The 25507-nt window shown below is 52.3% G+C and carries 27 protein-coding genes (1 of these 27 cut by a window edge); 11 read left to right on the top strand and 16 right to left on the bottom strand.

Annotated features, from left to right (window positions below; all coding sequences use genetic code 11):
- Window positions 1–36, top strand: the 3' end of a protein-coding gene (locus ACSHSR_RS05100; RefSeq protein ID WP_432513833.1) for a DUF4124 domain-containing protein. It extends 408 nt beyond the left edge of the window; the window shows 36 of its 444 coding nt (coding positions 409–444); its start codon lies beyond the left edge, outside the window; the stop codon is at window positions 34–36.
- A gap of 78 nt (window positions 37–114) precedes the next feature.
- On the opposite strand, the gene mdh is transcribed toward ACSHSR_RS05100, so the two are convergent.
- Entirely contained in the window at window positions 115–1050 is a 936-nt protein-coding gene (gene mdh / locus ACSHSR_RS05095; RefSeq protein ID WP_025012092.1) for a malate dehydrogenase, read from the bottom strand.
- A gap of 285 nt (window positions 1051–1335) precedes the next feature.
- On the opposite strand from mdh, the gene argR reads away from it, so the two are divergent.
- A complete protein-coding gene (gene argR, locus ACSHSR_RS05090) occupies window positions 1336–1806 on the top strand; it encodes a transcriptional regulator ArgR (protein ID WP_025012091.1) in 471 nt (156 codons plus the stop codon).
- 60 nt (window positions 1807–1866) lie between these two features.
- Here argR and ACSHSR_RS05085 read toward each other — a convergent pair whose 3' ends face one another.
- From ACSHSR_RS05085 to ACSHSR_RS05065, 5 genes are all read right to left on the bottom strand, one after another.
- Window positions 1867–2802 (bottom strand): Dyp-type peroxidase, encoded by a 936-nt coding sequence (locus ACSHSR_RS05085; protein ID WP_025886988.1) that lies wholly within the window; start codon window positions 2800–2802, stop codon window positions 1867–1869.
- Window positions 2803–2900: 98 nt separating this feature from the next.
- Window positions 2901–4544 (bottom strand): gamma-glutamyltransferase, encoded by a 1644-nt coding sequence (ggt, locus tag ACSHSR_RS05080; protein ID WP_226685229.1) that lies wholly within the window; start codon window positions 4542–4544, stop codon window positions 2901–2903.
- A 272-nt stretch (window positions 4545–4816) separates the two neighbouring features.
- Entirely contained in the window at window positions 4817–5860 is a 1044-nt protein-coding gene (locus ACSHSR_RS05075; RefSeq protein ID WP_025886986.1) for an ABC transporter ATP-binding protein, read from the bottom strand.
- Entirely contained in the window at window positions 5857–7488 is a 1632-nt protein-coding gene (locus ACSHSR_RS05070; RefSeq protein WP_144167990.1) for an ABC transporter permease, read from the bottom strand. Before ACSHSR_RS05070 ends, ACSHSR_RS05075 begins: the two co-directional genes overlap by 4 nt.
- Before the next feature lie 39 nt (window positions 7489–7527).
- A complete protein-coding gene (locus ACSHSR_RS05065) occupies window positions 7528–8544 on the bottom strand; it encodes a Fe(3+) ABC transporter substrate-binding protein (RefSeq protein ID WP_101096618.1) in 1017 nt (338 codons plus the stop codon).
- Between the two features lie 215 nt (window positions 8545–8759).
- Between ACSHSR_RS05065 and ACSHSR_RS05060 the strand changes: the two genes are divergently transcribed.
- A complete protein-coding gene (locus ACSHSR_RS05060) occupies window positions 8760–9215 on the top strand; it encodes a hypothetical protein (protein ID WP_181316387.1) in 456 nt (151 codons plus the stop codon).
- Here ACSHSR_RS05060 and ACSHSR_RS05055 read toward each other — a convergent pair.
- The 3 genes from ACSHSR_RS05055 to ACSHSR_RS05045 all read right to left on the bottom strand — a co-directional run bounded on the left by ACSHSR_RS05055 (window position 9177) and on the right by ACSHSR_RS05045 (window position 11223).
- Window positions 9177–9767, bottom strand: coding sequence for a glutathione S-transferase N-terminal domain-containing protein (locus tag ACSHSR_RS05055; RefSeq protein WP_028780128.1), 591 nt, complete (start codon window positions 9765–9767; stop codon window positions 9177–9179). The genes ACSHSR_RS05060 and ACSHSR_RS05055 overlap by 39 nt on opposite strands.
- A gap of 13 nt (window positions 9768–9780) precedes the next feature.
- Window positions 9781–10530 carry a ferredoxin--NADP reductase gene (locus ACSHSR_RS05050; protein ID WP_218997134.1) on the bottom strand — a complete coding sequence of 250 codons (750 nt, stop codon included), beginning with the start codon at window positions 10528–10530 and terminating at the stop codon, window positions 9781–9783.
- Window positions 10531–10644: 114 nt separating this feature from the next.
- A complete protein-coding gene (locus ACSHSR_RS05045) occupies window positions 10645–11223 on the bottom strand; it encodes a DUF5610 domain-containing protein (protein WP_144162249.1) in 579 nt (192 codons plus the stop codon).
- Between the two features lie 137 nt (window positions 11224–11360).
- Between ACSHSR_RS05045 and ACSHSR_RS05040 the strand changes: the two genes are divergently transcribed.
- The 3 genes from ACSHSR_RS05040 (at window position 11361) to ACSHSR_RS05030 (ending at window position 13697) form a co-directional block, all read left to right on the top strand.
- The gene (locus tag ACSHSR_RS05040) at window positions 11361–11867 is read left to right on the top strand and encodes a phosphoglycerate mutase family protein (protein ID WP_115389134.1); all 507 of its coding nucleotides are present in this window, start codon (window positions 11361–11363) and stop codon (window positions 11865–11867) included.
- A 9-nt stretch (window positions 11868–11876) separates the two neighbouring features.
- Window positions 11877–13367, top strand: a complete 1491-nt coding sequence (locus tag ACSHSR_RS05035; protein WP_025011511.1) for an FMN-binding glutamate synthase family protein — start codon at window positions 11877–11879, stop codon at window positions 13365–13367.
- A gap of 117 nt (window positions 13368–13484) precedes the next feature.
- On the top strand, window positions 13485–13697 hold the full coding sequence (locus tag ACSHSR_RS05030; RefSeq protein ID WP_174840162.1) for a hypothetical protein: 213 nt from the start codon (window positions 13485–13487) through the stop codon (window positions 13695–13697).
- A gap of 13 nt (window positions 13698–13710) precedes the next feature.
- Here the strand turns inward: ACSHSR_RS05030 and ACSHSR_RS05025 are convergent, their stop codons facing one another.
- A complete protein-coding gene (locus ACSHSR_RS05025) occupies window positions 13711–13980 on the bottom strand; it encodes a hypothetical protein (RefSeq protein ID WP_115389135.1) in 270 nt (89 codons plus the stop codon).
- Between the two features lie 60 nt (window positions 13981–14040).
- Window positions 14041–15846 carry an ABCB family ABC transporter ATP-binding protein/permease gene (locus ACSHSR_RS05020; protein WP_144191206.1) on the bottom strand — a complete coding sequence of 602 codons (1806 nt, stop codon included), beginning with the start codon at window positions 15844–15846 and terminating at the stop codon, window positions 14041–14043.
- A gap of 319 nt (window positions 15847–16165) precedes the next feature.
- Between ACSHSR_RS05020 and ACSHSR_RS05015 the strand changes: the two genes are divergently transcribed.
- Window positions 16166–16339, top strand: a complete 174-nt coding sequence (locus tag ACSHSR_RS05015) for a hypothetical protein (protein ID WP_096142315.1) — start codon at window positions 16166–16168, stop codon at window positions 16337–16339.
- Between the two features lie 38 nt (window positions 16340–16377).
- Here ACSHSR_RS05015 and aroG read toward each other — a convergent pair whose 3' ends face one another.
- On the bottom strand, window positions 16378–17433 hold the full coding sequence (gene aroG / locus ACSHSR_RS05010; protein WP_025886981.1) for a 3-deoxy-7-phosphoheptulonate synthase AroG: 1056 nt from the start codon (window positions 17431–17433) through the stop codon (window positions 16378–16380).
- Between the two features lie 291 nt (window positions 17434–17724).
- Here aroG and ACSHSR_RS05005 point away from each other — a divergent pair, with 291 nt between their 5' ends.
- The 3 genes from ACSHSR_RS05005 to ACSHSR_RS04995 all read left to right on the top strand — a co-directional run bounded on the left by ACSHSR_RS05005 (window position 17725) and on the right by ACSHSR_RS04995 (window position 20856).
- Window positions 17725–18468 (top strand): substrate-binding periplasmic protein, encoded by a 744-nt coding sequence (locus ACSHSR_RS05005; RefSeq protein ID WP_479631311.1) that lies wholly within the window; start codon window positions 17725–17727, stop codon window positions 18466–18468.
- Window positions 18469–18698: 230 nt separating this feature from the next.
- On the top strand, window positions 18699–19556 hold the full coding sequence (locus ACSHSR_RS05000) for a lipase family protein (RefSeq protein ID WP_025011517.1): 858 nt from the start codon (window positions 18699–18701) through the stop codon (window positions 19554–19556).
- Window positions 19557–19566: 10 nt separating this feature from the next.
- Complete coding sequence (locus ACSHSR_RS04995; protein ID WP_342188597.1) at window positions 19567–20856, top strand: DUF4785 domain-containing protein; 1290 nt, start codon at window positions 19567–19569, stop codon at window positions 20854–20856.
- 158 nt (window positions 20857–21014) lie between these two features.
- Here ACSHSR_RS04995 and ACSHSR_RS04990 read toward each other — a convergent pair whose 3' ends face one another.
- The 4 genes from ACSHSR_RS04990 to glnK all read right to left on the bottom strand — a co-directional run bounded on the left by ACSHSR_RS04990 (window position 21015) and on the right by glnK (window position 24576).
- Window positions 21015–22169, bottom strand: coding sequence for a tetratricopeptide repeat protein (locus ACSHSR_RS04990; protein WP_071238608.1), 1155 nt, complete (start codon window positions 22167–22169; stop codon window positions 21015–21017).
- 166 nt (window positions 22170–22335) lie between these two features.
- Window positions 22336–22707, bottom strand: coding sequence for a hypothetical protein (locus tag ACSHSR_RS04985; RefSeq protein WP_236574467.1), 372 nt, complete (start codon window positions 22705–22707; stop codon window positions 22336–22338).
- A gap of 269 nt (window positions 22708–22976) precedes the next feature.
- Window positions 22977–24227, bottom strand: coding sequence for an ammonium transporter (locus tag ACSHSR_RS04980; RefSeq protein WP_044733846.1), 1251 nt, complete (start codon window positions 24225–24227; stop codon window positions 22977–22979).
- A gap of 10 nt (window positions 24228–24237) precedes the next feature.
- Window positions 24238–24576: a P-II family nitrogen regulator gene (gene glnK / locus ACSHSR_RS04975; protein ID WP_025011521.1), complete on the bottom strand. Its 339-nt coding sequence runs from the start codon at window positions 24574–24576 to the stop codon at window positions 24238–24240.
- A gap of 301 nt (window positions 24577–24877) precedes the next feature.
- Between glnK and ACSHSR_RS04970 the strand changes: the two genes are divergently transcribed.
- Window positions 24878–25420: a hydrolase gene (locus tag ACSHSR_RS04970; RefSeq protein ID WP_167716816.1), complete on the top strand. Its 543-nt coding sequence runs from the start codon at window positions 24878–24880 to the stop codon at window positions 25418–25420.
- Window positions 25421–25507: the final 87 nt, after the last annotated feature.

The following is a 25507-nucleotide window of genomic DNA, read 5'->3' as shown; positions in this document are numbered from 1 at the left end:
CAGGAGAGAATTCGGCTGTTTTGCCAAAGAAACTAGCCAGCAAGGCCAGAGTCGAATAAGTTCAAGTAGCAAAAAGGAGCGCCGCGGCGCTCCTTTTTATTCACTGAAGTTGACTTACTTAACGAAGTCTACACCCAGTTTGATATCCGCCTTCAAGGTATCCAGCATGGCGTCACGGGCATTGGTTTCAAACGCACTCAGCTCTCCATACGGCAGAACCTTTTCGATACCATTCTTGCCGAGTACCACTGGCTGGGCAAAGAATTCAGCGTGCTCGCTACCACCATCAACATAGGCGCACTCGATCACATTGGCTTCACCCTGCAGACCGCGGATCAGCGACAGACCGAAACGGAAAGCGGCCTGGCCCATGGACAGAGTCGCGCTGCCGCCACCGGCTTTGGCTTCAACCACTTCAGTACCAGCGTTTTGAATACGCTTGGTCAGGGCAGCAACTTCTTCATCAGAGAAGCTGACACCTTCAACCTGAGACAACAGAGGCAGAATGGTCACACCGCTGTGGCCGCCAATCACATTGACTTTAACATCGGCAACGTTCAGCCCTTTGGCTTCGGCGATAAAGGTTTCAGAGCGGATGACATCGAGAGTCGTCACACCGAACAGACGGTTCTTGTCGTAAACACCGGCTTTTTTCAGTACTTCAGCAGCAATGGCCACAGTGGTGTTCACTGGGTTAGTGATGATACCGATCAGCGCCTTGGGACAAGTCGCGGCCACTTTTTCAATCAGGTTACGGACGATACCGGCATTGATATTGAACAGATCAGAACGATCCATGCCCGGCTTACGGGCAACACCGGCAGAAATCAGCACCACATCGGCACCTTCCAGTGCAGGCGTTGGGTCTTCACCGGCAAAACCTTTAACTTCAACTGCTGTCGGGATATGACTCAGATCCACGGCAACCCCAGGCGTTACGGGGGCGATATCATAGAGTGACAGCTGAGAGCCGGCAGGCAATTGGGTTTTCAACAGAAGGGCAAGAGCCTGGCCGATACCACCAGCAGCACCAAGTACAGCAACTTTCATAGTTATCTCCGTCAATTCTCGGAATTATGTGTGACATAGATCTAATTCTGTGATGGCGCAACATTAAAGGATCGTCACAAAAATAGCAATTATCCCTTAGTCATATGACTCTGTTTCATCAAAAGCTGAATTAACTTCAGCATTTTCTACTGCCCACTGAGGCTTCTTTTACCCACCAAATGACCTGCATTGCATTTTTATGCAGACATCTTGGGTATTTGTTGACACTTATCCGTTTGATATGCAGAATGACCGGGATTTTCTGAATAACGACAGAAGAAGATAATGCAAGCAAGCAAAAATCAGGATGAGCTAATCAGAACCTTCAAGGCTCTGCTTAAAGAGGAGCGCTTCGGCTCCCAGAGTGAAATAGTCAATGCACTGCAAGCCGAAGGCTTTGCCAATATCAACCAGTCCAAAGTCTCGCGCATGCTGAGCAAGTTCGGTGCCGTGCGCACTCGTAACGCCAAGCAGGAGATGGTCTACTGCTTACCGGCTGAACTAGGGGTACCTACCGCCGGCAGCCCGCTGAAGAATCTGGTATTGGATGTGGATCATAACCAAGCCATGATAGTGGTGCGTACCAGCCCGGGGGCGGCGCAGTTAATTGCCAGGCTGTTGGACTCCATCGGCAAGCCAGAAGGTATTCTGGGCACTATCGCCGGTGATGATACTATTTTCATCTGCCCTTCCAGCATCAAGACCATAGATGAAACCCTGGAAACAGTGAAGTCGCTGTTCAATTACACAGACTGAGTTGAAAATGCCATAAAAAAACGCCCTTCAATGAGGGGCGTTTTTGTTTTTATCGCGCTATTAATCATCAAACTGGATCATGAAATCCAGAGATGGGGCAAAGAAAGAGGAACCAGTTACCGCCTGAGTAAAGTGCATCAGGTGATCATGGTGTCCTTCTCCGTCACCGAAAACCATACTGTGAAGCATCTTTTCAAAATGGTTAGGTGTCTTACAGGTGGAAATAAACATCAAACCCTGCTGTTTTACAGAACCATAGGGCATGCTCTGACGCAGGATCTCCATCGACTCACCATTGTCATACTTGAGATTTACCCGCTTGATATGTGCCGTCAGCGGTTTGTCTTCCGAGGCGTACTCTATGTTGTCCTGCTTGGTGCGGCCTATGATGTCTTCCTGCTTTTTCTGCGGCAGTCTGTGCCACTTACTCAGATTATGGACATATTTCTGTACATGAATGTAGCTACCGCCGCGAAATGCATCGTCTTCATCACCTACCAGGGCCACAGCTTGACGGCCTCTGCCCTTGGGGTTTTCTGTGCCATCGACAAAACCGGTCAGATCGCGGCTGTCCATAAAGCGGAACCCGCGCTCCTCCTCTTCCAGTTCAGCCAACCCTTCCAGCATTTCGTTGACCTCATTGGCTACCAGATGAAGAATATCCAGGCGATCACAACGCAGGTGAATAAAAATATCGAACTCTATCGCAGGCGCATCCCGGTTACCCGACTCCATCGCAGGGAATGGCCTGAGTTCAGCCGGTCTGCTTCCCGGATAGAGGTGATCCCAAAAGTTGGCACCAATCGCCACAAAGGCGTTAAAGGCACTGTCGGCATACTGATCTGCCAGCTCATACAAATACTGGGCGACATTGGCCAGGCAAGGACGCAGTTGTGACTCCCCGCCTTCGTTGGCATTGAACATCAGATAAACGCTGTGCAGATTTCCCTCAGCGCAGATTCCCAGTTGTTCCCGTGGCATAACCTGTGTATCCATTTGCAATCTACCCTTTCAGATTAATTCATCTTCGGCCTTATTATCCGCAACTTGAGCATTAATTTGAATTAGCTCACGCACGTTTTTGCCGATTGCTTTCAATAACCTGATGCCTGCCCGTCTTTTCGGGACTCGGACGCTCCCCGATAAACGCCGCTTTCAACATTGACGCCTATGGCCTGATAACCACCAAAAGCTCCGAGAGAATCACTCAAAGTATGCCCCTTTTTCATCAGCTCACGGCGGGTCTCCATGGAAAAGCCCGACTCGAGACTGATATAACCGCCATCTGTCATCTGCTCGCCGGTCGGTTGGCTAGAACCTGTATGCAGTATTCTTGGAGCATCGCCCGCCTCCTGCAGGTTGAGGCCAAAATCAATCAGATTAATCATGATCTGAGCGTGCATCTGGGGTTGGGTGGCTCCCCCCATGACGCCAAAGCTGAGCCAAGGCTTGCCATCTTTGGTGACAAAGGCCGGAATTATGGTATGAAACGGTCTCTTACCCGGTGCATAGGAGTTAGCACGCCCGGGAGTGAGATCAAACAGCTGGCCCCTGTCCTGTAACACAAATCCCAAATCCGGAGGCGTCATGCCTGAGCCCATGCCACGATAATTGCTCTGGATGAGAGACACCATATTGCCTTCTTTATCAGCGGTAGTGAGATAGATGGTATCACCGTGTAAAAGATTGGGATTACCCGGCTCAACACTGGCGGCGGCTTTGTCAGCATCGATAAGCTTGGCTCTGGCGTAGTTGTATTCTTTGGAGATAAGTGAGGCTACCGGCACTTTGGCAAAGTCCATGTCGGCGTAGAACTTGGCTCGGTCGGCAAACGCCAGCTTTTTTGCTTCCACGAAATGATGCACATATTCGGCGCTGTCCAGCCCCATGGCCTTGAGATTAAATGGCTCCAGGGTTTTAAGGATCTGCAGTGCCGCTATTCCCTGGCCGTTGGGCGGCAGCTCCCAGATATCATAGCCCCGATAATTAACCGATACAGGCTCGACCCACTCACTCTTGTGAGAAGCGAGATCTTCATAGGAAAGATAACCGCCCTGTTGTTGCATATAAGCGGCAATACTGCGGGCTATCTCTCCTTTGTAAAAGACATCCCGGCCCCCCTTGGCAATTTTTTCATAGCTGTTTGCCAAAGCTGGGTTTCGAAACAATTCACCGACGGCCGGCATGCGGCCGCCTGGCATATAGGTTTCTTTAAACCCCGGGTATTTGGCCAGCTTGTCACCGCTGCGAGCCAGATAGAAGGCTATGAGCTCGGAAACCGGAAATCCTTCACGGGCATAATGAATAGCCGGTGCCAGGTTATCCTTCATGGGCAATTTGCCGAACTTGTCATGCAGTTCATACCAGCCATCCACGGCACCGGGCACGGATACGGGCAAAGGCCCATAAGGCGGCAGATGCTCAAGCCCTTTGGCCTTGAGCATCTCCAGCGTCAAAGAAGCCGGACTGCGGCCAGACGCATTGAGCCCATAGAGCCGCTGCTCTTTGGCGCTCCAGACAATGGCAAAAAGATCGCCGCCTATGCCTGAACCCGTAGGCTCAACCAACCCCAGCATGGCATTGGCAGCAATAGCGGCATCTACGGCACTGCCTCCTTGCTTAAGAATATCGACCGCCACCTGAGTCGCCAGTGGTTGGCTGGTTGCCGCCATGCCATTGACCGCATAGACTTCAGAGCGGCTCGCAAAGGCCGCGCCCGTGATTCTGTCCATCGCCATGCTTCCCGTGCTGCAGAAAACAGCCAAACTCCCGATGACGCCGAGTAACAGCTGACGACATGAGTTGTTGCTGATATTCCGTATCCCTTGTGCGTCCTGCATTTTATTATTGCTGTAGTTATGCATCTCGCCTCCGCTCTCATCCCGGAGCGGCGCATGGGCGAGTCCGGGGTTCAGTGAATACCTATGATGAGTTCAATCAAACCGATTGCTTGGTATAACACAGAGACAAACAAATTATCACCCACAGCAAACTTATGAAACAATTGTTGTTAACAGCCATTACCGAACAACACCAACGGATGTTCCAGTGCCGACAGCCTGACTCTCTGCCCTGGAGAAAACTGTACCTGATGACTACGAACCTCGAGTATGACGCCCTCTTGCTGCACATCATAATGGCAAACATTGCCCAGAAAACGCCGCTCGGTAACCACGGCCAGGCCCTGTTCGTCGGGTCGTAACTCCAACTGCTGTGGCCGCAGCAACAACTCGCCCTGCCAGTTCAGTGGCAAACCATGGGGCAAAGAGCTTTTAAGTCGACCGATTTGAGTATCGACACAGTGTTCGCAGCTGACCAGGGCCTTAAGATAATTACCGCTGCCGAGAAAGTCCGCCACATAGCGATTGACCGGGTTGGCATAGAGAGTTTCAGCACTGCCTTGCTGCACTATTTTTCCATCTTCAAACAGCGCCAGGGTATCGGCAAAAACAAAGGCTTCATCCTTACTGTGGGTCACAAATACGGCGCTGACGTTACGGCTCTTGAGGATCGCGCGAATCTCCAACATCAGCTCGCCACGTACCTGGGCATCTATGTTGGAGAAGGGTTCATCCAACAACAGCAGTTCAGGCTCATAGGCAAGCGCCCTGGCAATCGACACCCTTTGCTGTTGACCACCGGACAACTCGTGGGGATAACGTTCAGCAAGCCCCGGGAGCTTGACCAGATCCAACATCTCCTCAAGTCTGCTCAGACGCTGCGCCTTATTCAATCCCTTGACACCAAAGAGGATATTCTGCGCGACCGTCAAGTGGGGAAACAGGGCATAGTCCTGAAAGATCATCCCCACGCCACGCTCCTCTCCCGGAACCTGCAGCTTATCCGTGGTTACTGCACTGCCGCTGATATGAATTTCACCGGCGGAGACCGGCTGCAGTCCGGCAATGGCTCTGAGCAAGGTCGTTTTGCCACAACCACTGGGTCCGAGCAGGGCGGCAATTTCACCGGCTTGCAAGGTAATGCTCAGCCCTTTGAGCACCTGTTGGGCGCCATAATGGCTGTGGAGTTGCTTGACACTCAGGGTCGACATCAGTTGTTTTGCTCCAGCGAACGGTTGAGATAAATCAAGGGCACCAGCCCCACCAACACAATGACAATAGCCGCCAGCGCCCCCTGCTCCAACTGCTCATCGGAGACGTATTGGAACACTTGGGTAGCCAGGTTGTGAAACCCGACAGGGCTTAGCAGCAAGGCAGCCGGCAACTCTTTCATCGCCTCGATAAATACCAGTAGCAGAGCCGCAAAAATACCGCTGCGCAGCAATGGCAGATGGATTAATGCCAGTACTTTACCCGGTGTCTTGCCCAGGCTGATGGCCGCCATGTCGAGAGAAGGCGACAGCCGTTTGTAACTGCTCTCTATGCTACCGATGGCGATGGCGGCAAAGCGAATACAAAACGCCAGCACCAGGGCGGCGATACTGCCGGTGAACAAGAGCCCCGGGCCTTGGCGCTCGAACAGGGCATAGAGATCATCGATTCTGAAATCGAGCCAGGTCAGCGGAATAAGCACGGCAATCGCCAGCACAGTGCCCGGCAGAGCGTAGCCGGTACTGACCAGACGGGATGGCAGTATGTCCCACTTTCGCGGACTCAGGCGGCGAATGAACATCAAGAGGATAGCCAAGAGCAAACACAATACACTGCTGATGGCGGCGACTGTTAGGCTGTTGAGGCTGTACTGCCAAAAGTCACTGTTCCAGCTCTGTTGCCAGTAATCCAAGGCGTAACTGCCGAGAATGACAAATGGCAAAACAAAGGCCAACAGCAGCAACAGCGAGCAGTAGCCGAGCGCCAACCACTCACGCCAACCTTTGAGCCGGTAAGGCTCTGGCGCCTCCAGCAACAGCTGCTTTTGAAACAATTGCTGTTTGCGCCTCGCCATACGCTCCAGCGCAAACAGAGTAAAGACACCAAGCAACATCAATAGCGAAATTTTAGCCGCGGCCGCCAAGTCACCATAGGCTCGCCAGGTGTCGTAAACAGCCGTGGTCAGAGTGGATACCGCAAAATAATTGACCGTCGCCAAGTCAGCCATGGTTTCCATGGCCACCAGGGCGACACCGGCCGCCAGCGCCGGGCGCGCCATTGGCAGCGACAAACGCCAGAAACTCTGCCATGGCGAGCAGCCCATCACCTTGGCTGCATGCTGCAAACTTAAGGATTGCTCCAGAAAAGCGGTGCGCCCCAAGAGGTAAACGTAGGGGAAGAGCACCAGCGACAACATCACTGTGGCGCCGCCCAGAGTTCGAATATCGGGAAACCAGTAGTCGGTTACCGATTGCCAACCAAAACTTGCGCGTAAAAACCGCTGCACAGGCCCGGCATAATCCAGTAAATCGGTATACACATAAGCGACAATATAGGCCGGCATGGCCAGCGGCAACAACAGAGCCCACTGGAACAGGCGCCGGCCCCGAAACTCACAGCGCGCCACCAGCCAGGCAACAGGCACCGCCAAAAGCAGACTGCCGACACTCACCCCCAACATCAGCCAGAAGGTATTGGCTATGTATGACGGCAACACAGTGGCAAACATCTGCCCAAAGCGGGTTTCACCCGGTTCGAACGCCTGCATGACCAGCGCCAGCAAAGGCGCCACCATAAGGCCGCAGACGGTAAACCCCGCCCACGACCAGCCCTTGGAGAAGGTCAGGATCACCGCTATTCCCCTACAACCTTTGCAAAAACGCCTTCAAGCTCAGAGATCAAACTTAACCTCATCGAGCAGTCTCAGCGCCGCCTGATGGTGCTCTGCCAATTTGTAGACAGGCAAGTCATCGGCTTTGAAGTCACCCCAGGATGCCACCAGTTCTGAGACAGGCACATCGACCTTGACCGGATATTCCATATTGACCTCGGCATAACTCTGTTGGGCGGCATCCGAAGACAGATACTCCATCAACTTGAGGGCATCGGCCGAGTTAGGTGCATGCTTGGCCAGCGCCATACCCGAGACATTGATATGGGCACCGCGATTTTCCTGGTTCGGGAAGTTGATCACTGCCGCTTCGGCCCATGGCCGCTGTTTGGGGTCTTGCAGCATCTTGCCATAGTAATAGCTGTTACCGATGGCGATATCACACAAGCCTTCTTTCACCGCCTGCACCTGCGCCCTGTCGTTACCCTGAGGCTTACGGGCCAAGTTACTCTTCAGTCCCTGAAGCCAACTCTTGGCATCGGCTTCACCGTGGTGGGCTATCATTGAGGCCACCAGCGCTATATTGTAGGGATGCTTGCCACTACGCATACAAACCTTGCCCTTGTAGCGGGCATCGGCCAGGTCTTCATAGTTGATCGCCAGCGGCCCGAGGCGCTCCTTGCTGGAATAGAGATTACGCACTCTCATGGTTAGGGCGTACCAGTTTCCTTCTGGATCCCGGTATTGGGCCGGAATATTCTGCTTGAGTGTGTCGCTTTCCACCTGTTTGACCAACTGCTTGTCCACCAATTCCTGCAACCGGGAAAAGTCAGACGTCAGCACCAGATCCGCCGGTGATAAGCGTCCTTCACGGGCCAATCTATCGGCGATGCCATCTTTGGCAAACACAAAATTAACCTTCACCCCGGTAGCCTGACTGAAGTCATCCAGAATGGGCTTGACCAAAAACTCCTGACGATAGGAATAAACCGTCACCTCTCCGGCGGCGGCCACCGGCAGCGTCAGGCTGGATGCGGCCAACGCACTGCAAAGTATCAGACCTGTTTTGTAGCTCATATTCTTCGGCACTCCATGTTGGGATGAGTAATTTAATGAGAACTATTTCTAATCCACTTTGTTTTCAGCCTAGTGCAAAAATTCTGGCAAGGGGAATACAAATGAAATAGACAGAATGGCAGCGGCTGGGAGCAAAGCGATTGGAATCGGCCGAATTGTCGCAAACTAAACTAAACTGAACCTTAAAACCCATGCATGGCGAGGGGGAAAACGCCTTGGATATGTTGGAAATCTTGCTGGCTGTGGTGTCTTTGCTGCTGATCTTGTTTCTGTTCCGCCACAGATTAAGGCCAGGAAAGCGACGGCTGGCCAAGCCTGTTACGCCGCAGGAAAAGCAGTATCACTGTGTCTCCATAATGTTGACACCAACTGCCTGCCAGGCGATAAGAGCGCTTGAAGGCAAGCGTTTTTTGTCGAAGGAGGCGCCCAGGCTTCCCTTGCCTGAGTGCGATTGCAGCCAATGCGACTGCAAGTATCAACATCATGAAGATAGAAGGGTTCCCTTCAGCGACCGACGGCTGGATTATGGCATGAGCCATGATCTCTACGGTGCCTTCGGTGAAACCAACCGCAGGGACAACCCCAAAGGTAGGCGTTACTCCGACTTGGCCAAACCGCAAATTACCGAGAAATCATCCAGGACGAGTATCTCGGAAACTCTGCCTGAGTGACGCCGATTCCTGCCAGTGTGCCAAGGCTGGCACTACTTTACGCCAATCGAGATCCGGATGACGAAAATCAAGGTATTCGAGTAGCACCAATAGCAGCACCTGCCTGGCATCGAGTGGACCGCTTGCGATGATTCCCTGACGCTCCACCTCCATCAAGGCTCTGAGCAGGGCCTGCTCGAAACGGCCGCTCCAGAAAGGAGAACGAACCCCCTCCTCTTCACGCATCTGTTCCTGCCTTAAGCCAACGGCGCTATCCAGCGCGCCTTTGAGCAGTGAGAACTGACACTCATAGGCCCAGTTTCTGGATGGCCCAAAGAAACGATCCTGGCCGAATTTGTCGTCCAGAAAGCGGACAATGACTTCGCTGTCGAACATTGCGGCGCCATCGTCCAAAAGCAGACAGGGAATTTTCCCCAAGGGGTTAACTGACAGTAACTCGTCACTGTTATCGAAGGGATTGACCAGCTTTTCATCCAGCGCCAAACCCAGCTCGCGGGCAATGACCCTGACCACGCGGGCATAAGGCGAAGCTGTAGAGTAATAGAGCTGCATCCAGACTCTCCTGTTACCAGTATTTTTCGACTGTTATCTGTCCGGGGGCCCGGCGCAGGTTTTTGGTCAAGCCTTTATCGATAAGTGCCGCCGTAGCCCCCTGGATCATTCCGGGATTACCACAAAGCATCAATTGCGAGTCCTTTGCACTTATGCTCAGCCCGGCCTTGGCCTCTATCTCACCGCTTTGCAACCCATCCGGGATGCGACAACGCAGCGCACCGTCAAAGTCTTCACGAGTGACACTGGGCACAAACACAAATTGCTCGTGATAGGTCTGTTGATAGCCGCGGATCTTATCGAGATAGGCGAGATCCTGCACTTCTCTTACCCCGTAAACCAGAACCACTTTATCAAACCGTTGCCAAGGCTCCTGAGTATCCAGCATGGAAAGAAACGGCCCCACAGCAGTACCTGTTGCCAAAAACCACAGGTGGCGCCCCTGTAATTCCCCTTTAGGGATCTCATCCAGGGTCATAAAGCCGGTGGCTTTGTCTGTCACACTAATACTGTCACCCGGCTGCAAAGATTGCAGGTCTGGCGACAACTGGCCTTGATCTACCGCCACCGCCAGTATTTCAAGATAGTCAGTCCCGGGGGCATTCACCAGAGAATAGGCCCGGGCGATACGTTTATCATCCCGCACCTGACTGAGCTTGATAAACTGGCCGGCAATAAACGGCGCTATCTCGGCGGCTATCCTCAGGCTGAATAACTTGCTGTTCCAATCGATACGCTCAATGACCCGGCCTTCAGTCCACATAGCTTCTCCTTAGGTAACACAAGACGATTATTGCAGCATAACTCCATATTCAGCCAACAAAAACCCCTCATAGTGAGGGGTGTTATCTGCAGGTAAGGTTTCGCGTGAGCTCAATTATTCCTGCTCTGTGCCAAAGCTGTCTCTGAATGCCTGCAACCCTTGCTGTACCAGGGAGTAAGTTTCATCTACCCCGGCCTTGATATCGCCTTCCAGCACCTTGAGCCCGGAGAGAATATCCGTCGCCTCTTTAAAGCCCTGATCTATGGCGCCGCCTATAACGTCCATAAAACCGGACAGCTGACTGTCAAAGTCCATGCTGGAATTTTGCTGCTGGTAGACACTGAAGAACTGAGTGGCAAAACTGACAATTCTGTCGGCCGTGGCCTCGGGAGAAGTATCTATCTGCTGATCCTGCACCTGCTGCAGGGCATTTTCCCCCATGTAAGGTGCCAGTTCTTCATTGATGGCCTCAATCGCGGCGCGATATAAGAGACTCATGGGTTCGTTGCCGCTATTGAGGCTTACCTCCTCCTGCGCCGCCAGAATAGCGTTATTCATCAACTGCTGGCTGACATGGCGGGCGCTCTTGCTGCTGGCGACTTCAGATACCGCCTTGCCATGATTCCCGTCCAGTTGTTGGGTCTTGTCCTTGGCCACCTCAGATACCTGAGCGCCATGATTGCGGATTTCCATCTTGGTTTCCTCGTATGAAAAGCGTATCTCAGGTTAATTATCGACCAGTTCAGTAATTAGTTTAGCGATTGTTTACCCAGACCGATAGTCTGAGCTATGATCCCGCATGCTATTTAAGTATTTGATAGGAAATAAAAATGGTAAGAATTTTCCTACTGCTTTGTCTTTCTGTGTTTTTTAGCTTGCCATCCCTTGCCGCTGACACCAATCAAACCATATTTCTGGTTAGGCACGCGGAAAAAGCCCAGGGAACCGATCCCGGGCTGACAGCCGCCGGTAAAGCGCGAGCCGAGGCTCTAGCCGAGGCATTACGGGACACCCAACTGCAAAGGCTAATGTCGAGTGAGTTTCGCCGTACTCAGGAAACCCTGGCGCCGATTGCAACAGCCAAACAACTCAGGATAGAAGTGTTTCCAGCCAAAGCCGGCTTGGAGGCTCACATCAATGCCATAGCTGATGCGGTTAAAGCCAACCAAGGCAATGTGCTGATCGCCGGCCACAGCAATACAGTTCCGGCCATCATTAAGGCTCTGGGTGGCCCCCTGGTTAGCCTGAATGAGCAGCAATACGACCAACTGTTTATTCTCACCTTGGGAGAACAGGGGCCCACAGGCCTGGTAACCACCCACTTTGGCAGTCAATAAGGATAGAAGATGCGCGAGCAAAACTGGTTTATGTGGGGGCTGGAACTGTTTTCCGGCCTGTTTCTGATAGTCGTCGGCTTAGGGCTTTTGGTGATCACTTACATGTATATCGCCGATGTGATGCAAACCAAGCAGGCGGTGCGGCATAACTACCCTGTTGTAGGCCGATTCAGATATTTCTTCGAGAAAATGGGCGAATTCTTCCGCCAGTACTTTTTTGCCCTCGATCGGGAAGAACTTCCCTTTAATCGCGCCGAGCGTAGTTGGGTATATCGGGCGGCGAAAAATGTTGATCGCACCATAGCCTTCGGCTCCACCAGGCCACTGGAAGCCAACGGCAGTATCATGTTTATGAATACGGCCTTCCCAACGCTGGATCAAGACGTTGTGCCACCAACGCCTGTGGTTATTGGCCCGGACTGTGAACATCCCTTTGCCACCAGCGCCATTTGCCATATTTCCGCCATGAGCTTTGGCGCCCTCTCCCGCCCGGCTGTTACCGCCCTTTCCCATGGTGCGGCTCAGGCAGGATGCTGGCTCAACACAGGGGAAGGCGGCCTCAGCGCCCACCATCTCAAGGGAAATTGCGATCTGGTGTTTCAGATAGGTACCGCCAAATACGGTGTTCGCAATGCCGAAGGCCACCTGGATGATGACAAGCTCAGGGAAGTGGCCGCTCACTCTCAGGTGAAGATGTTCGAAATCAAACTCAGTCAGGGAGCCAAGCCAGGCAAAGGCGGAATTCTTCCCGGGGTGAAAGTAACCGAAGAGATAGCCACCATTCGCGGCATCCCTGTCGGACAGGACTCCATCAGTCCCAATGGTCATATTGAATTTCACCATGTCGGCGACATTCTCGACATGATAGCCAGAGTCAGGCAAGTGACAGGCAAACCCACAGGGATCAAGGCAGTCTTGGGTGATATCCACTGGTTGGAAGATTTTCTGGAAGAGATTAACCAACGCGGCCATGAATCGGCTCCCGACTTCTTCACCCTCGACAGCGCCGATGGCGGCACAGGCGCGGCGCCGCAAACTCTGATGGATTACGTTGGCCTGCCGCTGAAAGAGAGTCTGCCATTGCTGGTGGATCATCTTCGCCGCCATGGATTGAAGCAGAGGATTAAAGTGATTGCCTCGGGCAAGCTGATCACCCCTTCCAGAGTCGCCTGGGCACTGGCTCTTGGCGCAGACTTCATCGCCTCTGCCAGAGGTAACATGTTTGCGCTGGGATGTATTCAGGCATTGCAGTGCAACAAGGATACCTGCCCTACCGGGATAACCACCCACAACAAGAAGCTGCAACAGGGTTTGGATCCCAGAGACAAATCCACCCGAGTCGCCAACTACAACAAGGCATTACACCATGACCTGGGGATGCTGGCCCATTCCTGTGGAGTCAGTGACCCAAGACAGCTCAAGCCACATCATGTCAGAGTCGTCACTCAAAATGGTCTGTCTGTGTCCTTGGATAAATATTACGCTCACTTCGATCAATAAAGATAATTTAGCTGTCACTAAAGTATAATAGTGGGTAGATTGTGCGTTATGTCACAAAAGTGGTAAGATCTTACTCCTAGTCAAGACTTGCCACTTCCAGAGGATTTTGAAGTGAAAATGACATTTGTCAGTCAGGTCCCCAAGCCGGAAACGAGCAAAACTGCATCGCTCAGCTGCAAGAATTGCAGCCGTTTGATTGAGATTGAGGGAGAGATGCTCTGTTATCGCGGCGGTAAAATAACTGAACTGACGCCGGTAAACGAAGCGAAAAATGGTTTCAACCTACTGTGCGACGGCTGGCAAGCCGACCGCAACCAAACCAAGAAATAGGATCAACTCAGGCTCAGCTGCGCAAAACCCCTTGCGACTGAGCCTGCTTTCTTGACTCACTGATAATCCCTTCCAACGCCGCATTAAAGGTTTCCGCAGATACCATAGACAGAGTCAGGCCGCGGGTGGAAACTCTCAGTCCAGCACATAACTCAGTATGCAGTTGATTGAGGGCAACTTCGTCCATACCCCGCTTTTTCAGATTATCTGCCAAACTGTTCCAGTCTGTACGGACTTTGTCCTGCATTCCTTCGATATTGACCTGCAATACAATGTTTTCCATCTGTGCTGCCCCCAGGCTGACGCTACTTCGGAGCATCAAGTATGCGGCAGCCAGCCTGAATCAATGCTGAACTTGCACCGACTCATCTGCCTGTTTTGTGTGCTGGATCCGCCACAAACGAGCATAATATCCATCGGCGGCCAACAGGTGGTCGTGGGTGCCTGACTCAACCAACCGACCTTGATGCAACACTAAGATTTTATCGGCATCCACCACAGTCGACAGCCTGTGGGCAATCACCAGACTGGTATGGCCCTTGGCAACTTCATCGAGCGCCTTGAGAATAGCCCTCTCGGAGCGGCTATCCAGTGACGAGGTGGCTTCATCGAAGATCAGTATCGGCGAGCGCTTCAATATCGCCCTGGCAATAGCCACTCGCTGCTTTTCACCGCCGGAGAGTTTCATACCTCTCTCACCCACCTTGGTCTGAGCCTGCTGTGGTAATGTCTCAACAAACTGCTTCAGATGGGCCAACTCTATCGCCTGCCAAATCTCGGCGTCAGAAGCATCGGGGCGGCCATAGCGAATGTTTTCAAACAGAGTATCGTTAAACAGTACCGTATCTTGAGGAACTATGGCGATGGCCCGGCGCAGTGCATCTTGGGTCATGTCGCGAATATCTATACCATCGACCCGAATCGCCCCTTGGCTGACATCGTAAAAACGGAACAGCAAGCGTACCAACGTCGATTTACCGGCGCCGCTTTCACCCACTACAGCCACCTTCTGCCCGGGTTCTATCTCAAAACTCACGCCCTTGAGTATCTCCCTGTCACCATAGCCAAAGCCAACCGACTCAAAACTGACTCGGCCCTCTGTCGGCACGATATCCTTGGCCGCTGGGTTGTCTTTTACCAGCGGAGTCTTATCCAGCAGCGAGAACATCCTTTCAATATTGGCCAAGGCTCCACGAATTTCACGATACACAAAACCCAGGAAGTTGAGCGGCATAAAGAGTTGCATCATAAAGGCGTTGATCAACACAAAATCACCCACTGTCATCTGTCCCCGGGTCACTTCAAAAGCCGCGAGCCCCAGCATCAAGGTCATGGCAACGGCAATAATTGTGGCCTGACCGGCATTGAGAGCAAACAGCGACAGGCGATTCTTGCGTTTGGCCACCTCCCAATCCGCCAAAGCCTTGTCATACTCATTCGCCTCATAGGCTTCATTATTGAAGTACTTGACGGTTTCATAGTTAAGCAAACTGTCGATAGCACGGGTATTGGATACAGAATCGGCCTTTGCCGCCTCACGTACATAGGCGGTGCGCCACTCGGTGGCTATCACAGAGAACAGGCCGTAGGCCAACACGGAGCAGAAGGTAATCAGCGCAAACCAGATGCCGTAATTCCACAGCAAAATGGCCACCACCATCAGGATTTCCAGCAGGGTAGGCACTATATTGAACACCATAAAGCGCATCAGAAAACTGATGCCGCTGGTGCCACGTTCTATGTCCCTCGATAATCCGCCGGTGCGTCTGTCGAGATGAAACCCAAGATCCAGCCGGTGCAGATGTTCAAATACCTGCAACCCAAGGCGCCGTATCGCTCTCTCTGTTACCCTGCCAAAGAGGGTATCCCTGATCTCCCCCGTGAGTGCATTAACCAATCTCAAGCCGCCATAAGCCAAAACCAGCGCCAAGGGCACGGCCAACAGCTGCGCAGTTTGTTCGCCGCCAAGGCCATCTACCAAATGCTTCAACAGGAAAGGCAAGCCGACACTGGCGAGCTTTCCCACAACAAGACACAACAACGCCAGGATAATCCGGCCCTTGTATTCCAGCAGATAGGGCCAGAGAAGTTTGAGCACTTGCCAGTTGAGCTTATCGACGGGACCTTCAAAGTAGAGAGTTGGACGCATACATCTTGCCAGGGGAAAAGAGTGACTCGAGTGTAGCAGTGACCAGGACTCAAGTCTGCGATCTGTTTGGCTGCCCACTCGGAAATAATCACAGCAACTAGCACTTTAGAATGACAAAAATAACATTAGACCTAGACTAAATGACTAGTAACGGAATTTTTATCGCCAAAATCACCTCAAAGAAGCGAAAGATGGTTATGCATGAAAAAAGAATTTGGTACTCTTTCCAGCTATTGAGTGCGGGCAGCAACAAGTGTTCAAAAAATGTCAAACAAACCGGCCCGCACCGATTTTTACCGTATATTTTGAAGGAAATCTTATGTTGGATTCAAAAGTTCAATACCCGCCCCTGCCGCTGATCCAAACCTGGGTATGGATGATGATCGAATCAGGCAACCCCGAGATCCAGGAAAAAGGCCGTAACAACCTGATAGCTTCCTTTGGCAGTCTGGCCAAAGCCAACGAATACTTGGCACAGCAAGCCCAAAAATAAAGGCGCCGATGGCGCCTTTATCTATGTAGCAGAAACATTCAACCCTGACGGCGTTTAAGCACGCTGTCGTTGAGCATTGACAGCAGCCTCTCTGTATCATCCCAACCTATGCAGGCATCGGTAATGCTCTGACCATAACAAAGAGGCTGTCCGGGTTTGAGATCCTGACGTCCTTCCACCAGATGACTCTCCACCATCACCCCAAAAATTGCCTGCTGTTTGGCGGCAATCTGGCCGCAGACATCTTCAGCTACCAACATCTGACGCCGGAAGTCCTTACTGGAGTTGGCATGGCTGAAATCAATCATCACCTTGGGTTTCAGACCGGCACTCTCAAGCTGAGAACATATCTGGGCCACATGGGCCGAGCTGTAGTTGGGCTCGCGTCCACCGCGCAGAATGATATGGCAGTCGTCATTCCCCTTGGTTGACACAATCGCCGAATGGCCAAACTTGGTCACAGACAGGAAATGGTGTGGCGCACTGGCGGCCCCAATGGCATCTATCGCCACCTTGATGGTGCCGTCTGTACCGTTTTTGAATCCCACAGGGCAAGAAAGGCCCGATGCCAACTCCCGATGAACCTGGGACTCTGTGGTACGGGCTCCGATAGCGCCCCAACACATGAGATCGGCCATATACTGCGGGGTGATCATATCGAGAAACTCACCCGCGGTTGGCACCTGGCTGTCATTCAATTCGAGCAGTAGTTTGCGGGCCGTTCTCAGGCCATCGTTGAGCTTGAAGCTGTTATCCATGTAGGGATCGTTAATCAGCCCCTTCCAGCCCACTGTCGTTCTGGGTTTTTCAAAATAAACCCGCATCACCACTTCCAGTTGATCCTGATAGGCCGTTCTGAGCTTGGCCAGACGCGCACCATACTCCAACGCCGCTTCAGGGTCGTGAATAGAGCATGGCCCTATCACCACCAGCAGGCGATCATCCTGTCCCTGAAGAATTCTGTGAATATTTTCCCTGGCCTTAAAGACAGTTGAGGAAGCGCGCTCGGTTGCCGGAAATCGTTCCAGAATGGCTATCGGTGGCAGTAACTCTTTAACTTCATTAATCCGTACATCATCATTCTGGTAATACATAAATGTCACACTACTCCGGCTATTGATAAGAATCTCTTGTTTTGGATAACAGTTTCAATCTATCCGTTATATTCAACCAATGCAATTGACTTATATGGGTTTACAGGCAAATCTGCCCTTTTATTGTTTTTTGTATGGCAATCTTATGATTTAATAAAAAATTCTTTAAGTGTGGTATTGCAAACGAAAGAGATGTTCAGCAACCAATGGGCAGTAAAACAGGCAAACAGCCTATAGGCCCCAGGAACCGAATTATAATTACACCTGATACCCAGTAACCCAAGGCCAACTGTGATCCGACTCTGTCTGTTATCTGTACTCTTGCTGATGCCTCTTGCCCAAGCCAAGTCGCAGGCCAATCGGTCAGTGACCTTTTCCACCAGTTTCTCCATCGCGCCTTTTTTTACCGAAGACCGCCACAATGGCATCCAATACCAGTTACTGAAACAGGCCTTACAACACAGGCAACTCACCTTGGGAGATATCGCTTTTACGCCCCCCAAACGCGCCTTGCGGCTGCTGTTGGCCGGCCAGGTCGATTGCCTTATCAATGCGCTGCCCGGACTCAAAGGGATGCACTACACCCCGAGCCTACTCAGTTACCAAAACAGCATCTTTCTGCTCGCCGATAACCAGAGAATCATTGAACAAGTATCCGATCTCTCCAATATGCGCCTGGCGGCCTTTCAAAATGCCAGCCATTACCTGGGAGCGGAATTTGCCAAGATGGCACGCCTGAATCCGGATTACAGTGAAATTGCCAATCAGAGTAATCAGGTGGCTATGTTGCTGGGTAATAGAGTTGAGGCAATAGTGTTGGAAAGGCGAATTTTTGCCTATAACTATCAAAAACTTGCTGAGAAAAAGGACTCAATTCCTCCTGTAAGGGAAGTATCGCTGTTCGAAGAGGCCCCACGCTTTCTGGCTTGCCGGGATCCTGAGATAGCCGCCGAAATAACCGCCGGTATCGAGTGGCTTTATGAGCAGGGAGTTGCCGAGCGTATTCTGGCCGAACCACCACAGTTTGATGACTGACAATATTCAAACCCGTGTAGTTTTCCATCAGGCTTTATTTATCTGAAAAAGCAGCAGATAAATAAAGTCAAAACTGAAATTCAAACACAATCCCACATTAAACCCTCTTCAGGCAATCAAATATTCCGCATAAAGTCTTGCCGCCTTAACATATCGAAGTTAGCTTAATTAGCGGATAGGCATACTTATCCGTTCAACAAAATAATGACAATCAACAAGAGAAATGCGACATGAAAATATCCACCACCCTTATGATGTTGGGTCTTTGTAGTGTCTGCTCCCTGAGTCATGGCGCCACCGGCGTCGCCTTTGTCCATGGAACAGGAAAACAAACCGATGCCCTGAACGATTACTGGACCCGCGAGTTTGTCGATTCAGTTCGTCAAGGTATCAGCACCCCGAGTAACTATCAGGTCATCAACTGTGACTTCGAACAATATATGTGGGATGAAGCCGCTGCCGGCTGTCTGGTCGATCAGCTGCAGAGCTTTATCAACGCCCGCAATCTGGATCAACTGATCCTCATCACCCACTCCAATGGCGGCAACATAGTGCGCTGGGTCTTGTCCAATCCCACCTGGGATGGACGTTATCCTGCTGTAATCAACAGCATCAGCCGAGTGATAGCGCTGGCTCCTTCCAGTGCCGGTACACCACTGGCCGATGCCGTCACTCAAGGCAATGTGTTTGAAACCAGTCTCGGCTGGCTGCTCGGTTACGACAGCGATGCCGTCAAACAGCAGCAAGTGGGTTGGATGGCACAATACAACAGTCAATGGCTGTACGGCACAGCCGGGCGCCCTTCTCTGGGTAAGCCTTTTGAAGCTGTTGTCGGCTCGGACGTGGAGTCGGCAGTTTGGGACAGCGACAGCTATTGCGGCGGCTATCAGTATCAGGTCGGGTTGGAGACTACCCAAAACTGGCTGGATAACTGCTCCGACGGTTTTCTTGAGTGCAGCTCCCAGAGTGCCGCCGGCAGTGTCTGGTTTACCGATAAGCAGAAAACCCGTGACAGAGAACCTTTGAGTCACCATCAAAGCCGCCGGGCCTGTTTTAATCTCGACACCCTTCTGCGCAATCATATCTGAGGACGTAAGTATGAAGATGCATATCAGCAAGACACCGCTGCTGGCAGCGATACTCCTGAGCCTCGCGGGTTGCCAGGATGATACCAAGGTAGAACAAACCCAGCAGCCCAAAAGCCTGACCTTGGCCATGGTGCCGCCCCAGGCAAGCGATATCAAGGCTTCAGAAGAGCTAGATACAGGGCAATTGCCGCCCTTGAATACCTCCAGGGAAGATGTCAGCTTTGTCAGGGCGCTGTCAGGGGAGTATCAAGCCCAGCTGCCGGACAAAACCGCCAATGCCAGCAGTGATGAATACTGGTTGATGGTTACAGGCGCCGAGCTTAACCAAGGCATAGAGCTGCCATTAACCCAAGGCAGCAGCGTTATCCGTCTGGCTCCTCGCTGGGATACAAGCAGCGACGCCCCTACTGCCCCCAAGAGCATTGCTCCGGACGCAGTTCAACTCAGCTCGGCCGCAGGCAAAACTGAGAACAAGCGTCTTATCCGCCGCGCCGTAGACTCTGAGTCTCTGGCCAGCGCCGGGATGGATGATGACTCCAGTGCCCTGTTGCTGAGCTCAGATATCAAGCCCGGTCTCTATCGCCTGCAGGTCGCCGCAGCGCTGACCGCCACTGACAACTATCTGGTTAATGTCAAAGAGAAAGGCTCTGCCTATCGTCTCAAGTTAAGCACCCCATCATCACTCGAGGCCAACACCCATCTCGAGTTGGAACTGGCGCTTGAGAACGATAAGGCCATGGGTTCACCTCGTTTGGCCAGTGCCCGGCTGCAGCAAGCAAGCGGTGAGCAAACCCCACTGCGACTCAGCCAAAGTGGCAACAGCTGGCGACTGCAAAATGAGCAGCTGCCCATGCCCTCAAGCAATGCGGGTTTCAGTGAACTGGTGGTCGATATTGAGACACAGGTGGATAACACCTTAGTACGACGTACCGTCAAGACCGCCTTCAAGCAGTTCTATCCATCGGCGCGGCTGGCACCCGAAATCAAAGTTGGTTGGCAAAATGGTCTGCCAAGCGCCCTCAACTTTACGCTGGAGCTGGCCCAAAGTGGTCGTTTTGGGGTGTCGGCAATACTCACAGGGATGGACTCCCAGGGGCGGGAAATCGCCATACTGCAGAGTGAGACTGCGGCCTGGCTGACACAAGAGCAAAACAGTCTGCAGTTGCCTCTAAACCTTGAGCTAATCCAAAATTCAGGCTTAAAGCCGCCCTATGGTGTCAGGGCAGTTGAGCTCAAGGATATGGGGCAGATGGCGCGCTTGAGTTACCGCGACAAGGCGCTGAGTTTCGATGCCCTTTAAGGCCAGCTTTCAGGCAGAGAGAAACTTATAGCCAAAAAGCAACTTATAGCCAAAAAGTAAAAAGCCCGATGCAGATGTCAGCATCGGGCTTTTTACTCTGCTGCTTGGCTTAACCGATTGCGCCTTTATAACCCCACTCTTTCAGCCAAGCTTTTGAATCAATGCCCTTCCATCGCATGCAACTTGGCCTGATAGCGTTTTTTCTGCTCGCCGTCACCGGCCAGCGCCAACGCCTTTTGCAGATTGCTCTTCGCTCGGTCGGAGTCCCCTTTTGCCCAATAGGTTCTGGACAAACCAAAGTAAAACTCGTGGCGATAATCCGCCTTCTCAATCGCTCTTCGATACCAACTCAGCGCCTCATCATATTGGCGATCCATGTAGGCTTGCTGCGCCATATCATAGTAGTAATAAGGATTCCGGATCCGGGCAAGCTCCAGTACCTTGTGCACTTCGGCCCATTCATCCAGTCTATCCTGGCTACTCAGCATGACCGCCAGGTTATAGAGGGTAGTCATGTTTTCCGGCTCAAGCGTCAACGCATAGCGGTAGACCCGCTCGGCCATCTGTTCCATGCCCCTGGCGCGATAGAGCACCGCCAGGCTGTTGAGCGCCGGAATAAACAGACTCTGCTGTTGCAAGCTCTTTTTCAGCAAGCCGTATGCGAGATCCCAATTCTCATTGATCAATGCCTCGGCCGCCGCATTGTTGTAATACATGGCGACCACAGTACCTTGGCTGATCTTATTGACCTTATAGCTGCGCACAGCACGCTCGGGCAGGAAATCCACCAGAATGGAACGCTCGGTGACATGGAAGACATGATTATTCTTGGGCGGGTATAGCTTGAGATTGATATGACCATTGACCAGATAAAAGGCGCCTTGGCGATCCCAGACCGGGGGCACTTCCACATCACGAAATTCAACTTCTATCCCCAGTTGTTGCGCCATGGCCGCCGTCAGGATCACCAGTGACATGCAGTTTCCGGCCCTGTCGTGAAAGGTTTCGGCGGCGGTGCGGGTGTAGTTGTCCTGATAGCGAAAGCCGCCCTTGTCGGCATGGATATAGTCAGCCAACCACTCGTGGGCCAACTCCTGATTGGACATGAGTGCGCTGCGGCTATAGGCACCTCTGAGCAACTGCACCGCCTCGGGAGGCAAGGCGAATAACTCGGCGGGCTCGGGGATATTCCCAACCTCTTTGAATTGGTTATCCTGAAACAGGCTGCCAAGGGCCATCTTGCTTGGCACCGGGGTACTGCTGCAACCGCAAAATAGCAGCAGCAAAACCGCACCAATTAAGCGACTCAACATGGTAGCGGATAGAGCGCCAGAGAGAGCACGAATGAGAGGGCCGGAGAAAGCGCTTGAGAAAGTGCCTGAGAACATAGGGCCTCCTGAGTTAAGGCTTCTTTACTGAAAGCTTAAGTCAGACTGGCCACTCCTGCCGCGCCAAAGGGTGACAAAATGTGAATATCCCCTAGTTCAAGCCTTCATTTCCGGGAGCGATAACTTCGGAACCCGGCTTGGGGATCCCAATATAGAGCTGCTGTTGCCGGTAAAGATAGGGGCGATAAAAATGGCCATCGCAGGAAAAGTAGCGATAGGGGCGCATGTAAGGAACACATATAGCAGGCAGGCTGCGCAGGATCTCCAGTTGCTGCTGCGAGCGCAGTAGTTCCTGCCACTCATGCTGACGCAGTAATTCATCCCTGACGGCAAAGGCATCGAAGGGCTCACTGGCATCACGAACCACCACTTGTCCTGCCTCGGCATTGCCAAGCCACAGCAAGGTACTGAACAAAGTGCAGAGAAAAGTACCGGTCAGCTTCATTACACTGAGAGTCTTCATCGCCATCCCCTTAGGCTCCAGGCTGTTTCTGCTTTCAGTCTGCCCCCAAGAGCGTCTGTCATCAAGCGCCATAGCCCCAAAATGCGCTTTTCCTGGCCGACTCCCGCCAAGCCAGGTAACAACAAGGCCGGTAATCCCAAAGCCAGCTCTAACCAAAAGCCATCTCACAAGAGATGGCTTAAAGATTAAGGAAGCTTGCTTGATCTCTCAAGAACACTCATGGCCTCTCAGTTGGCGTTCTTGGCTTATCAATTGGCGTTCTTGGCTTATCAATTGGCGTTCTTGACAGTCACAAACTCAGGATAGGCATCGATACCGCAATCCGACGCGTCCATACCGTTGTACTCTTCCTCTTCGGTCACCCGGATCCCCATGGTCACTTTCAAGGCGCCCCACACCAGCAATGACGCCAGGAACACCCAGGCAGAGATCACCGCAGCGCCAAACAGTTGCCCTGTCACACTGGCATCGGCATTGGACAGAGGCACCATCATCAAACCGAAGAAGCCGGCGACCCCGTGCACCGAGATAGCCCCGACAGGATCATCTACCTTGATGCGGTCAAAGCCCACGATGGAGAACACCACCAAACCGCCGGCTACCAGGCCTATCACACCCGCCATAGGCAGAGAGGGCGACAATGGATCGGCCGTGATAGCCACCAAACCAGCCAAAGTACCATTGAGTATCATGGTCAAGTCGGCCTTGCCCCACACCATCTTACAGACGATCAGTGCAGATACCGCGCCGAAGGCCGCCGCCGAATTGGTGTTGACGAAGACTTTGGCCACGGCACTGGCATTCTCGGCATCAGAGACCAGTAACTGAGAACCACCGTTGAAACCGAACCAGCCCATCCAGAGGATAAAAGTCCCCAGGGTTGCCAGCGGCAGGTTGGATCCCGGGATAGGGTTAACCTGGCCATTGGCGCCATATTTACCTTTACGGGCCCCCAGCAGCAAGACACCGGCCAAGGCCGCGGCTGCACCGGCCATATGCACTATGCCGCTACCGGCAAAGTCGACAAAGCCGGCTTCGGAAAGGAAACCACCGCCCCAGGTCCAGTAACCTTCCACCGGATAGATGACTGCCGTCATTACCAGGCTGAATGCCAGGAAAGCCCACAGGCGCATGCGCTCGGCCACGGCGCCGGAAACAATCGACATGGCTGTAGCCACAAATACCACCTGGAAGAAGAAATCAGACTCCAGCGCATGGTCGGCGTCGGCAGCTTGAGATCCTATCAAGGTGCTGATGCTCGGCAGCCAGCCGCCCTCGCCATTGTCCACATACATGATGTTGTAACCCACAATCAGGTAGGTGATACAGGCGATTGAATAGAGACAGATGTTTTTGGTGAGTATCTCTGTGGTGTTTTTGGAACGCACCAACCCGGCCTCCAACATGGCGAAACCCGCCGCCATCCACATCACCAGCGCGCCGGAGATCAGAAAGTAAAAGGTGTCCAGCGCAAAACGCAACTCTGTGACCGTAGTACCCAATTTGCTCAGTTCTTCCATCTTCTCCTCCTTACAGCGCTTCTGTGTCTGTTTCGCCCGTACGAATACGGATAACCTGTTCCAGATCTGTCACAAAGATCTTGCCGTCACCTATTTTGCCGGTATGGGCGGCGTTGGTGATGACCTCCAGCAGGTGCTCAAGATTCTCCGCCTTGGTGGCGATCTCGAGCTTAACCTTGGGCAGAAAGTCCACCTGATACTCGGCTCCCCGATAGAGCTCTGTATGCCCCTTTTGTCGGCCAAAACCTTTGACTTCGGTGACCGTCATCCCCTCAATGCCTATGCCCGCAATCGCTTCGCGGACATCATCAAGCTTGAACGGCTTAATGATTGCGCTGACTAATTTCATCCAGACCTCCAGAATCGCCTTGCTGTATTGGTGTTATGCCAAAAGCAATTCAAGCATCAGGCCAAAATGTTAATTTTTTGTTTTATAAAGAGTTAGCTTTTACGGGCCAGGTTGAGAGCTGCAGATATGCACCAATTAAGTGCAAGTAAGGCTTGGGCGCACAAAAAAAGCGCAATCATCTACGACCTAAGGCCTATTGGCTTAAGCCCTGTACTGACGTTAACTGAATGTCCTGTCGTTGACTGAAGTGAAAGAAGGACTCGTTTGCACCTGTCCTAAGACCAACCTGAAGGAGAACAAGATGCTAAAAGCGGAAGAATGTGTGCTGGTCATAGTGGATGTTCAGGGCAAACTGGCGCAGATAATGGACAAGAGTGAACAGTTGCATCAACAACTGGCCATGCTGATAGAAGGCACGGCCTTGTTTGATATCCCAGTGCTCTGGCTGGAACAGTTGCCGCAGAAGCTCGGCCCCACTACAGAGTCGCTGGCCGCCCTGCTATCCAAGACCAATTCGCCGATTGCCAAGCATCACTTCAGTGGCTGGCACTGCCCGGCGTTCCGTGAGGCACTGTTGAGCACGGGCCGCAAACAGGTACTGCTGGCCGGGATAGAGACCCATGTCTGTGTCTATCAAACCTGTGGTGATCTTATTGAGCAGGGTTTCGATGTGCACTTGATAGCCGATGCCGTCAGCTCCCGCAGTGAAAGCAACAAACGCTTGGGAATAGAGATGATGAAGCAGCAGGGAGCCAGGCTCAACAACAGCGAATCTTTACTGTTTGAACTGCAACATCAGGCAGAAGGTGAACGCTTTAAGGCTCTGCTTAAGCTGATCAAATAAGCCTGTAATCACTCACTGGCTACCACTGCTGGCTTGTAAGATAAAAAAATCCCCGCGGTGCGGGGATTTTTCATTTCGTTATGTTAA

It is taken from the genome of Shewanella sp. VK101, from assembly GCF_056497865.1.
Note: the sequence above shows the minus strand (reverse complement) of the source record. Positions and strands in the feature narration are given on the sequence as shown.